This window comes from Lewinella cohaerens DSM 23179 (assembly GCF_000379805.1).
In the GTDB taxonomy this organism is placed as follows: domain Bacteria; phylum Bacteroidota; class Bacteroidia; order Chitinophagales; family Saprospiraceae; genus Lewinella; species Lewinella cohaerens.
In genome coordinates this window covers 74,552-87,110 of record NZ_KB903609.1, presented here as the reverse complement: position 1 = coordinate 87,110, position 12,559 = coordinate 74,552, and the positions used below count along the sequence as shown (strand labels likewise).

Genomic DNA, 12,559 nt, shown 5'->3' with positions numbered 1-12,559 from the left:
ACGGGAGATGGCATGGCCCCAAAATCTAAGCCTTTAGCCTTTGGGTAAGCACCTGTTAATCACCTTCTCAATCGTCAGCCCTTGTACCAAAATAGAGAACACCACTACGATGTAAGTCATTACCAAAAACATTTCCCTGTTCATTTCGGGAGACAGGCTCAGGGCGAGGGCGATGGAAATACCGCCCCGTAAACCTCCCCAAGTCATGATTTTAGTGGTGTGTGGGACAAAGTCCAGCTTCTTCTCGAAAACCTTGACGGGGAGCCAGAGTGATGCGTAGCGACATGCGAGGATAATAGGGATGGCGATCAAGCCTGCGAGTAGATAGCTGACTTCATAGGTCAATATCAACATTTCCATACCAATAAGTACGAATAAGACGGCATTCAGTAGGATGTCGATGAGTTCCCAAAATTTGTCAACATAAAGTTCGGTTGTTTCCGACATAGCGGAACCACGTACCCGGTCGTGACCAATGAGTAAGCCTGCGGCAACCATCGCCAAGGGGGCTGATACGTGTAGCTCGTGAGCGATTACTGTTCCTACCATTACTGCTGCCAAAGTAATGATGACTTCGATGCTAAAATCGTCGATGGACTTTAATAACTTGAAGGTACCCCACCCGAGAAAGAGGCCCAAGAGTAGTCCGCCGAATACTTCGAGGCCGAACAGCTTGGCAATTTCCATAGGATTGATGGCTTCACCTCTGGTAGATGCAATGGCAAATAGGGTCAAAAACAAGACCACCCCAACGCCGTCATTGAAGAGCGATTCTCCTACAATCTTGATCTCCAATTTCTTTGGCGCATTTGCTTTTTTTAGAATCCCCAACACGGCTATTGGATCGGTAGGGGAGATAATAGCACCAAAGAGCAAGCAGTAGATATAGTCTATTTGTAGCCCTAGCAGCTGCATCAAATAAAAGGTGGAGGTACCAATAAGAAAGGTGGAAACCACGACTCCGATGGTTGCAAAGGCGATAATGGGCCAGCGCTGTGCTTTGAGCTCCTGGAAATTGGTGTGTAAAGCTCCGGCGAACAACAAGAAGCTGAGCATATAGTCCATCAGAACTGTTTCGAAGTCAATTTGCCGAATCAATTCTGCTTCTGCCAATAGGAGCGTGTCGTCAAAAAAGCTGAGCCCCAAAACTCCGAAAGTGTATAGAATGGTAATCAGCATTAAGCCGATGGTGGTAGGTAACTTAAAGAACCGGACGTTGATGTAGCCGAAAACTGCTGCTAAAAAAATTAAACCAGAGATGATGATGTAATAGTTCATAGAATGGAGTTGTTCCTGCGCTAAAATTACACCTTCTGTTAAAGAAATCCTAAAATAAAAAAGAAGAGGTAAGGACTCGTAGGAGGCCGCAATAGGTAATAAACAACCGAAACTATGAAAACTTCTTTCTCCTTTTTTTATGCTTGCGGATTATTCTTGAGTATTTGTTGCTGGATGAGTTGTACGCAGGATGATGATGGTCTTTCCTTATTCGACGACGATTGCTGTTATGCAGAATTCGGTATCATTACTTGCAATAGCATCGAAGTCTTAGTCAATTGCGATGACGACGGCGTTTGTACGCCACCTCAGGAATTGTACCTGGAGTGGTTCGATGGCATCCAACGCCAGGGACGCATCATCAACCCACCTGCGGCATCAGGAACATTTTATACCATTGACAACCTGGCTTCGGGTCGCGAATACGAAGTAGAAGTACGCAGTTGCCCAACCGGCTGTACTGGCTCCTTCGGACGTCAAGTCTTTAAGCAGATTACCCGCACGGCATCTATTCAGGATGCATGGCGCATAGCGGATGGTGGCTTGCAAAGCTGGCAGACGATCAATAGCTCGTCTTATAAGCTGACCGATTTTTATTTTGGCGACTTCGTTGGCGATCAGCGAACTGATGTCTTTCTGGCTGATGCGGGTGAATGGTTCGTATCTGATGCTGGCCAGGGGCCTTGGCAAAAGATCAATACCTCCAATTATGCCCGTACCGACTTGCGCTTTGGTGACTTTGTGGGCGATGCGAAGACTGATGTCTTTATTTCAATAGCAGGTCAGTGGCAGGTGTCTGATGCGGGAGTTGGTTCTTGGCAGACGATTAATGCTTCCGGTTACCCTTTAACCGACTTGCGTTTCGGTGATTTCGTGGGCGATACGAAGACAGATGTCTTCATCTCAATTAGCGGTCTGTGGCAAGTGTCTAACGCTGGGCAGGGCTCTTGGCAGACGATCAACTCATCCGGTTATCCACTCAGCCGTCTTCGCTTTGGTGACTTTACCGGCAGTGTGAAAACAGATGTCTTTATCACGGATGGTGGGCAATGGTACGTATCCGATGCGGGTGCCGGTAGCTGGCAACCGAAAGCTACGTCTGGGCACCCGGTGACTGATCTGCGCTTCGGTGATTTTGTAGGCGATAGTAAGACCGATGTATTCATAGCTTCTTCTGGCCGGTGGTATACTTCCGACAAAGCGCAGGGTTCTTGGCAATCATTAGCCAACTCGGGCTATACTGTTGATCAGTTACGTTTTGGTGACTTCGTTGGCGATGCAAAAATGGATGTGTTTGTTGTAGAAGAGCAGGTGTGTCAGTAAAAAGAAACCATAACAATGATCGCTTATTTTGGCTTTTGCCAGTGTAAGTGATCATTGTTATCCAATGTTTAGCTACGTTAAATCTATCTGTCTATGTATATGTTTAAACCCAAATATAGTGTGACCTTTCTGGTGGCAATCGGCTATATTTCACATGCTATCAACTACTATTTTCTCCATAATATGACGCTTATAAGCCGGTACTGGACATGGCTGCTTCTAGGTGTTCCAACCCTAATCGGCCTTTTTTATCTCGTTCGGGCATTTGAACTTCATAAAGACAATAGTTACCAAGGTGTAAAGGGGATGAAATTACAGCTGACAAAAATGCTAATCATACTTTTAATGGGGGGCTTTAGCTTCATGGCTTTTGGTGGTTATCTATATTCTATAGCTTTAGGAGCTAATCATCTTTTTCGTCACCAAGAAACCCAAGTAGCGTCCTACGAAGTATTAGACGTGACCAGGTACCAAAGCCATCGGAAAAGTCGGAAAGAAAGACTACAAATTTCATTGACCGATGGAAGGATAACGAATGTATTTCAGGTGCACGCTCATCTACTACCTGATTTCAATTACGAGACGGATGATTTTAAGCTGGAGACAAGGGTTGGTTTGCTGGGGTGGAAGGTGATTGAAAGTGTTGATGTCAGGTAATAAGGGTTTTGGGGTACACTATTACTTGGGGTAAAAAAGGTTTGGGGGTACCAGCAGAATTCACCAGCCTCACATTCCCAAACGCTCCATTTTTGAATAAAAAGCCTTTGGGGAGTTGATGTTTTGCATCAAAGAGAAAGTTACGTGCTTACAGCACCAACATAATATCCCCGGAAAGCTGTATTACCTCACCATCTAGGTATTCAATCTCAGCGGTCCATACATAGACGCCGGGGTTCGCTATTTCTCCCTTGAAGAGGCCGTTCCAGCCGCCACTGCTGTCATTTGGGAGTAGATCAGCTCTTTCAAAAACAACAGCGCCCCAACGATTAAATACCCTCATGTTTCTGATCAGTGAAACAGACTTGTTGGCATTGATAAAGAAGTTGTCATTCACTCCATCGTTGTTCGGCGAAAAGATGTTTGGAATAAATACATCACGAACTTTATTGACAAAGACATTGATAGAATCACTTGTCGTACAATCGTCTATTGAGGTGACCGATAATAAATAAGGGGCATCATTTACTGGGTTGGCATAAGGCCGAAGACAAGTGTCGCAACTCAAGGTGTTGTCAAAGCTGGTCCACTGGATATCTACAAGATTGGTGTTGTTGGTTTGTACGGGGATTAAAACGTCACAGCCTAAATCAACGACCAGGTCTTCGCCCATAAAGAGGATTGGAATATCTGGTGTAAATAAGCTACCAGAGGTATCCCTCTCGCAGTCATTGTCGTCTCTTATAATAAAGTTATAAGTTCCTTCGCCTAAATTTTGGTAGGAGGTCGTAGCGCTAAATGAACTATTGTCCAGCGCAAAAATGTAAGGTGCTGTTCCGCCCCAAACGGAATCCAGCTGAATGATGCCCGTTTCAAAACCATCACAGTTTGGGTCGATATAGTCAACGATGAATTGAATAGGCGTAGGTTCGGTCAAGGTGATACTGTTGCTCTGTACACATCCATTGGCATCAGTAATGCTGATACTGTAAAGGCCAGCAGAAAGATTATTGGCTTGGTTGCCTGTTTGCAGGTCACTCCAAGTAAAAGAGTAGGGGAGTACGCCGCCGGTGCCTGTGGCTAAGGCAGTACCGTCCATGCCACCATTACAGCTCAGGTCAAAGCCATCAATGTCAATGGCGTCGGCTGTCACTCTCAGCACCGAAGGCTCGGTGACCTCCTGAAAAAGGACCACGTTGTTTCCAAAATCATCCATAATGTTGATTTCATAGATGCCAGCAGGAACGTTTGGAATTTGGTTGTTGGCAAACAAGAGCGTACTGCCGGTACCACCAATGGTGGTGTTGGTAATATGCTCCCAGACATAAGTAAAAGGTGGTGTTCCGTTTTCAACAGAGAAAATTAGAAACCCATTGGCGTCACCATTACAAATTGGAGAAACAAAGTCAGTAGAACCAATAATTTCACACTCAACCATAAATAAATCGAGGGTAACAATGCTGTCACACGATGCCGCGGTTTGAATGGTGTCCACAAAAATACCCGTAGTAGAATAGGGGGTTGGCCCAATAAAGAATTCTTCTCCTACGCAAAGGTTTATATCTACTACTTCTTGTGCCTGTGGTAAAACAGTTAGGTCAAGAAAAATCAAGCTATCACAACCATTAGGGAGCGTGACTACAAAATCATAATTTCCAGATTCACAAATCGTTTGTCCAGCCACGTCGTAGCAATCATTGTCACAGATGGTTTCTACTAAAAACAATGTTTCTGGCGTAGTTACTTCGATGGTGGTACAGGTGGGAGGCGCTTCGTCACAAACGTTGGCGGCTGTCACACACAATTCGTAGGTACCATCCGCTGGGAAGGTCAAATCTAAGGTTGAAGTGGTTGCAGCCTGGGGTGTGCCATCTACGGTCCAATAAAAAAGTGCGGCGCCGACATCGCCTGTAGTGGAATAGCTCGTAGGCAGGTCAGGGCAGGTTGATCTGTTTCCACTGATTACGCCTGATGTGGTCAGGTTGCCTACGGCAGTGCTTCCGCTAACGACACTGAAAGTCCAATCACACTCATCGTTATTGGAACCATCCATTACGAGGTAATAATGTTGCCCAACCACCAATGGTACGGTGTTACTCAGGGTGATGGTCGTATTAGGCTCCACGTCCGTATCGCAAACTGTTACAGGACTAAAAGTCTCACAATCAAAGCTTTCAAAGATTCCTACTTCTAATCCCCAGTTGATGGTACAGTTGGATACCGAAAATTCAATTTCCAGGTCTTCTGTACCAGCAATAAAGGCGATGTATGCCATTCTGTTGTATTGGGTAGTACAAAAACCAGAAAAACCTTGTCCCGAAATTGTTGAAGTATTTCTTCCGGTAAACCCATCAATATCACAAATCACACAAGCCTCCAAGCAGGTAGGTGTCATTGCTGGGTCTGCTCCACAAGGGTCAGGCTGAGCGTAACTCATTTGGTACAAAAGAAAGAGGACGGTAGTAAATAGAAATCGCTGCATTATTCTTGAAGTTGCTCAGTAATTTATTCTCGGAATAGGTGGTTAGGAGGTGGCGACAAATGTAAGAAGGTTTATGAATAAACAGTTCTTACAAACCAGCTCTTACTTGACTTTATCAGGTATGCGACATAGTCTATCTCCAGGGCCTTGAATAGAACAAGACCCTGGAGATCGCCCAAGCTGATTGATGCCCTTTGAGGGCGTAAAATCCAGTTTACTTTTTGATGATTTTTTTCGTAATCATTACACCTTCCACTTCAAGCCGAATGAAGTACAAACCAGGAGTGAAGTTGTCGATAAGAATGGTGGTGCTTAAGGATAAATCTTCGGTTTTAGAATAGACCACCTCTCCTAGTAAATTCACAACTTGTAAATTGGAAATGTCCAGGTTAGGATCTCCGACAGTAAGTGTAACATAGTCAGAAGTAGGGTTGGGATAAACGTAGATTTCTAAAGCTTGCGTTGCTTCTGAAATATCGCTGATCATTTCATTGTTTCCACCAATGGTCTGCTGATGGTCTACAAAAGAGCCAGTACCATTAGGTATTCGGGCATAACTGAGGTCTTCCGTGGCAAGTGCCCATTCGACTACATCTACCAATTCTTGAGCAGCGTTATGTAGGTAGAGGCTTTCTCCACTTGCGGATAATTTGAAATTCGCGTGAAGTGGTCCCTGCTCTTCATCTTCGTCGGCCCAAATGACCAAATACGAATCTGGTTCCAGTACCGTTCCTGAAGGAATCTCGAATTTCCCCAATTCATTAACGTCATCAGTCATCGTCCAACCACTGAGGTCCACTGAAGTGCTTGTGACATTGTATAGTTCTATCCAGTCATCAAATTTCCCAAAAGCGTCTGTTACGGCGGCCTCATTGTCGGCCATGAGCTCATTGATAACTACAGACTCACCTGCGGCTGTTTGTACCTGGACTTGATAGAGGAATACATCATGCTCTGCACCTTTGGGTTCGTAAGTTGCAGTAGCTGCGGAGTTGTCAGCTATTGCTTCAATATAGTAGCGCACATAGGACCCTGAAGTCGAAGGTGGTATAGCAGCGCCAAACTGTCCATCAAGCGCAGCACCATCGTTGTGCAAGCCATCATCGTACATCTCTGTTTTAGAAAATGGCCCTGTGAACCCTTCGCCGTAATAAAGCCAAACAGCAGCAACACCAACTGTGCCATCAACTTGCGTAATCACATTCACTTCATCTGATGAGGTCGGAGATAGCCACTGCTCACCGTTTACGGTATAGGAAACGTCGCTCACATTCAGCGACGCTACATTGTTCATCTCAGCGTTATTCATGATCACATTTCTGCGAGTAACGATAGCCTGCTTCAAGGTAATAGTAGCATTTTGAAATTGATTATAGGAGTAGAATTTCTTTGGATCTGCTTGTACAGAAGCATCGATCATATCTACCCAGGAATCGATCTTTGGATTGGCATAACTCGCATTGAAATAGTCTTCAAGAATGACTCTGACGTGAGCTAAATAACGTTGTCGGATCGTCAACATGCGATTCAAAAGCGGGAAATTATTATTGTTTTGATGATAAAAGAGGTCCCAGTTTAAGTGGTTGTTCCCCAGCAGCACACTGTTGCCATCGTATTCCATGGGCACAATTCTACCGGTCTCTGCTTCGTAGTACACATAATAGTCGCTGCCACCTTTATTGATATAGCTATCATCATCTGCAAATACGTTTTCGTGAGCTAAGAACCAGCAAGCTTTGTCTATATCAAGTACCTCATTAAGTTCTTCTTCTAAAGTCGCCAAAGGTTCATTGTTGAGCACGTCACAGGCGGCAATTAAACCAGCCCAAGGGTCAACTTGTTCCGTCCGTTTGAGGGTATAGTCGGTATTATAGTCCGTACTGTCTGGGCCATTGTAATTGAGGGTAGACCTTCCTACACCAAACATTCCACCACCACCAGGTCCACCGGGCCCACCACCAGATGTTCTTTCTGCTCTCCAGATGGTGCCGTCATTACTTAGGTACCACTCTTTGATATAGTCTGAATCGAATTGCTGGACACTTTGATACGGTCCCCAGTTTTCTCCATTGAGCGTTAGGTTGACGTAATTCGATTTCAAACCCATGTAATAATTTTGGCCGATGTTGTTGTACAGTACTTCTCTCATGGAAGAATTGTCCTGCCAGCCGCAATTAAGGTTGAAGGTATTGTAGCCTTCAATATCTTGCCCGTCGATAAGATAATCGAGGGTGATATTGAAAGACTTTTTCTCTGTGTTATTCTGGAAATAGGAGGTAGCTCCTTTAAAGCGTACTCCTACGCTATCGTATTGAACGCCATTGATCCAGCAGGTGGCTAAAATATCGGTTCCTGAATCGTAATTGTCCTCAAGGAGTGCCCACCAATTCGTCTGAGGGAATTCAAGCTGAACGTCGTGAATTTCATATTGATTATAAAACCCTTCATCATTCTGGCCGCCTACGGTCAGCATTCGTCCATCAGGGGAGATGGCCCATTCGTCTGGCAAATCTTGGGCGTTTGATTTTAGAATAGTACAAAAAGCCAGGATGGACAGAAAAAATGCCTTGGCTGATATTCGTAAAGGCATTGTTAGCAGCTTGGAATCAGTAATCATTCTTTTCATGTCGCGTTGTTTTTTATTAAAATGAGATAGTTTATAGCAGACCAGTTCATTTGTTGAAATCACTTATACCCGTCATTTAGTAAGGGGATAATATGCTTGACAAAGCATGCTTTGTCATAAAGACATTCTAAAGAATAGAAGACCTACCAAAGGCAAGTATTTTTTTATTAAAATATTAAGTATGTTAGGAAAAACAGAAACGCGTTTTGAAGATCTAATCCTCAAAACGCGTTTATACCTTAAAGTAAGATTTCTTGAATGACTGACGCTAAGGTGTATCAGATTCTATTGAGGCAGCCTCTTTACTTGTTTCTTCGACTCTTTCCAGTTTAACTGGTTTAATCTCCTCCAATTGTGGAACATATTGATCTCTTACGGCAACGAACAGCGGCATCAAAGTGTCATTGAGCGGCTTAGCAGGAGGGAATTTCAGCTTCAGGTGATTGACCTGTTTGCCGTTTTGCCAAAAGCGGAAACATACGTGTGGGCCAGTTGCTAAACCCGTAGAACCAACGTAGCCAATAACTTGACCTTGGTGTACCTGGGTGCCAACTTTAATACCTGCTGCAAATTTTTGCATATGCAAGTACTGGGTTTCGTGTACGTCGTTGTGTCTGATTTTTACAAAATTACCATTGCCTTTGGTGTAACCTGCGCGGGTCACTACGCCATTACCTACAGCAATGATTGGCGTACCATAAGGTGCAGCGTAATCTGTACCAAAGTGAGGACGACGATATTTCAGTACTGGGTGCAGGCGATTCAGGTTATAGTAGGAAGAAATACGTGCATACTGTACTGGTGCTTTCAAGAACCCGGCATTCATAGGCTTACCGGTCAGGTCATAATAACCCGTTTCTTCGGTAGGGCCATTGTCGAAAAAGATACTGTGAAAAACGGTGTCAGCAGTACGGTATTCCGCAGCGATAACATTACCTACAGCGCCTGGAGTTCCTTCGATAAAATCTTGCTCAAATATTAGCCGAAACTCTTCGTCCTTTTGTAGATGGTGAAAGTCAATTGACCATTGCAGTGCATCTTCCATTTTAGCCGTCAACTCGTAGCTGTAACCACGATCTACCATGGCATTCCATAAAGAACCTTCGATGATACCTCCGGCTACACCAATCTGAGTAGTTACCTCACGGTCTGTTTTCCAAACCTGCTGGTCATTCTTTAAGTCAAAAACAATGAAATTATAAATGGAAGGTTCGTAAATCAGGTAATCCGCAGATTGAGTTGAATCTTTGGAGAGTACAATCAGTGGTTTGCCAGCCCGCATAGAACGTAGGTCAAAAACCTCGCCAGCGTTATTGATAAGCTGTAAAGCCTGGTCCGAAGGAATATCGTATTGTGCTAAAAGGTCTGATAGCGATTGCCCTTCCTCAATTACATTGTTTGCAACTTGCAAGGTATCGAGCGCAAAGCCCCAGCCCATCGTTGGAATCGTAATTGGAAAAGAAGACAAAGAAATTCCGGGTTGAATTTCTTCCTCTTGCTGAGAGTAGAAGCCTCCCAGCATGCCTGTAGCAATGACAGCAATGCCGAGCCAGGTAATTAGTCTTTTGTTACGCCACCAGAGTACAGATAAAATCCGTTTGTTACGGTTAAGGGTGGCACTTACGCGTGCGGGTAACTCATTAAAGTCCACAAGTCGAAGGTTCAGTCTTTAAATATATGTTTTCTCAAAGCTCTCGGGTAACAGTAAGGTGAATTCAAAAGGAATCAATTTTTCCGTTACACCAGAAGACAAATATAACAGCCGAAGGTATAGGTAGGTTGTTTTTCCTGATTAAAATCAAGGATTCCGCTCATTTGCTTCCTTTTTTAACTAAAAAGGCCCCATTCTGAGCGAACAGGGCCGGTCCGGATTAAAACAACACTAGGGAGCTGCAATACTAAGGCTGTTTATGGATTATATCCAGCGGTAATGTGTGAAGAGTAGACTTTGGTGTTTAAAGTAATCTTTTGGTTACTTAGGCTAAGTTGGACTTTAGGCATTTTGCCTAAAGTCCAGGGAATTGTTTTTCAGCAAATAAAATTTTCAAAACATACGCTTACCTTTGCGGCAAATAAAGCGAAGAATGGCTGAATCTTCTAAGTACGAATTGCGCGGTGTATCCGCAACCAAATCTGAAGTCCACGCGGCAATCGAAGGGCTTGATCAGGGCTTGTACCCTAAAGCATTTTGTAAAATCTTACCCGATTTTGCGGCGGGCGATCCCGAATATTGTAACCTGATGCACGCGGATACCGCTGGTACCAAGCCCAGTTTGGCTTACATGTACTGGAAAGAAACCGGCGACCTTTCTGTTTGGGAAGGTATCGCCCAGGATGCACTGGTCATGAATCTCGATGATATGGCCTGTGTTGGTTGTGTTGATGATATCATCATTTCTTCGACGATCGGTCGGAATAAAGGCCTGGTATCCGGTGATGTGATCAAAACCATCATTCAATACACCCAGCGGTTTGCCGATGAAATGGAGCGCCTCGGTGTAAAACTTCACCTTGCGGGCGGCGAAACTGCCGATGTTGGTGATATCGTACGTACCATTGATGTTGGCTACACCGCTTTTGGCCGCATCGCTCGTAAAGATCTCTTGGTCAATAATATGCAACCCGGTGATGTTATCGTTGGTTTGGCTTCTTACGGTCAGGCTACTTACGAAACCAGCTACAACGGCGGCATGGGCAGTAATGGCCTCACCTCGGCCCGCCACGATGTTTTCGACCATGGTTATGCAGATGCTTACCCCGAGACTTTTGACCCTAGTCTTCCCGATCAAGTCGTTTATGTTGGTGGCAAAAAGCTCACAGAAACGATAACCATCGATGGCCAGGAAATTCCTATTGGTAAGCTGGTACTTTCACCTACCCGCACTTATTTGCCGGTGATCAAGCAGTTGTTCAATCAGCTAGAAGGCAAGATGAATGGCATGATTCACTGTACTGGTGGTGGGCAAACCAAAGTGATCAAATTTGTAGAGAAGGTGAAAATTATTAAAGATAATTTCTTGCCTATTCCTCCGCTATTCGAACTTATCCAAAGCGCTTCTGGCACCGGCTGGAAAGAGATGTATCAGGTTTTTAATATGGGGCATCGCCTAGAAGTATACCTGCCAAAGGAACACGCTCAAACCGTAATTGACATTGCTCAATCTTTTAACATCGATGCGCAAATTGTAGGTAGGGTAGAGGCTGCCGAGGAAGCCAGCGTAGAAGTTCATTCTCCTTACGGCAAATTCAGCTATACCGAATAATGATCAGGGCAAGCACACTATATGAAAAATTAAACATAAATTGCCGCAGAGGTACAGAGAAAAGGAGTTTTGGTTTGTTTTACTTGATTTTGAAAGGCAAAATCAGATAAAGCCCTTTGTACCTCCAGTCCTTCGCGGCAAAATAATTTTGGTGGGTTTACCCTAAATAATGATGAGACGACAAGAAAAAGCCGACGCTATCGCCATAATGTTGGAAGAATTGTATCCGGAAACGCCAATTCCTCTGGATCATTCCGATCCTTATACCTTGCTGGTGGCGGTGCTTCTTTCGGCCCAATGTACCGATGCTCGAGTCAATAAGGTCACGCCCGATTTGTTTGCCTTAGCGGATAATCCGGTCGATATGGCCCAGCAATCGGTAGAGGATATCAAGGCAATTATTCGCCCTTGTGGCCTATCTCCTCGCAAATCGAAGGCCATTTACGACCTGTCCAATATCCTGGTAGACAAATACGAGGCTCAGGTCCCTGCCGACATGGCTATCTTGGAAACCCTGCCAGGTGTGGGACATAAAACCGCCTCGGTTGTGATGTCGCAAGCCTTTGGTGAACCGGCTTTTCCGGTAGATACCCACATTCATCGACTGGCGTACCGTTGGACTTTGAGTACAGGTAAAAACGTAGAAAAAACGGAGAAGGATTTAAAGCGCCTTTTCCCAAGAGAAAGCTGGAATAAGCTGCACCTGCAAATCATTTTTTTCGGCAGAGAATACTGTCCGGCTCGTGGGCATGATCCTCACCAATGCCCAATTTGTAGCAAGTACGGACGCAAGACCTTGTTTAAGTAGTTTTTGGGGCCATGCCGGTATTGGCGTTGCTGCGTAAGCTCCATTACGACACCAGGCTGTCTGCTTCTCCGTAGGGTCGGGTTTAAAACCCGACCCTACGGAGAAGCAGACCATCCTATTGT

At 44.7% G+C, this 12,559-nt stretch carries 8 protein-coding genes; 4 read left to right on the top strand and 4 right to left on the bottom strand.

The features are described 5' to 3' along the window. Positions 1–33: 33 nt before the first annotated feature. Positions 34–1,278: a cation:proton antiporter gene (locus A3EU_RS0127205; RefSeq protein WP_020539343.1), complete on the bottom strand. Its 1,245-nt coding sequence runs from the start codon at positions 1,276–1,278 to the stop codon at positions 34–36. Positions 1,279–1,392: 114 nt separating this feature from the next. On the opposite strand from A3EU_RS0127205, the gene A3EU_RS0127200 reads away from it, so the two are divergent. Both A3EU_RS0127200 and A3EU_RS0127195 read left to right on the top strand, forming a co-directional pair. Beyond that, positions 1,393–2,601: a fibronectin type III domain-containing protein gene (locus A3EU_RS0127200; protein ID WP_020539342.1), complete on the top strand. Its 1,209-nt coding sequence runs from the start codon at positions 1,393–1,395 to the stop codon at positions 2,599–2,601. 99 nt (positions 2,602–2,700) lie between these two features. Beyond that, positions 2,701–3,258: a hypothetical protein gene (locus tag A3EU_RS0127195; protein WP_156825925.1), complete on the top strand. Its 558-nt coding sequence runs from the start codon at positions 2,701–2,703 to the stop codon at positions 3,256–3,258. A gap of 148 nt (positions 3,259–3,406) precedes the next feature. On the opposite strand, the gene A3EU_RS0127190 is transcribed toward A3EU_RS0127195, so the two are convergent. The 3 genes from A3EU_RS0127190 to A3EU_RS0127180 all read right to left on the bottom strand — a co-directional run bounded on the left by A3EU_RS0127190 (position 3,407) and on the right by A3EU_RS0127180 (position 10,017). Continuing rightward, a complete protein-coding gene (locus A3EU_RS0127190) occupies positions 3,407–5,740 on the bottom strand; it encodes a T9SS type B sorting domain-containing protein (RefSeq protein ID WP_020539340.1) in 2,334 nt (777 codons plus the stop codon). 214 nt (positions 5,741–5,954) lie between these two features. Beyond that, the gene (locus A3EU_RS32080; protein ID WP_020539339.1) at positions 5,955–8,366 is read right to left on the bottom strand and encodes a CotH kinase family protein; all 2,412 of its coding nucleotides are present in this window, start codon (positions 8,364–8,366) and stop codon (positions 5,955–5,957) included. A gap of 268 nt (positions 8,367–8,634) precedes the next feature. Continuing rightward, positions 8,635–10,017, bottom strand: a complete 1,383-nt coding sequence (locus A3EU_RS0127180; RefSeq protein ID WP_020539338.1) for a M23 family metallopeptidase — start codon at positions 10,015–10,017, stop codon at positions 8,635–8,637. Between the two features lie 433 nt (positions 10,018–10,450). On the opposite strand from A3EU_RS0127180, the gene A3EU_RS0127175 reads away from it, so the two are divergent. After that, positions 10,451–11,629 (top strand): AIR synthase-related protein, encoded by a 1,179-nt coding sequence (locus A3EU_RS0127175; RefSeq protein ID WP_020539337.1) that lies wholly within the window; start codon positions 10,451–10,453, stop codon positions 11,627–11,629. A gap of 172 nt (positions 11,630–11,801) precedes the next feature. Further along, positions 11,802–12,437: an endonuclease III gene (gene nth / locus A3EU_RS0127170; RefSeq protein WP_026211611.1), complete on the top strand. Its 636-nt coding sequence runs from the start codon at positions 11,802–11,804 to the stop codon at positions 12,435–12,437. The last annotated feature ends 122 nt before the right edge of the window (positions 12,438–12,559 follow it).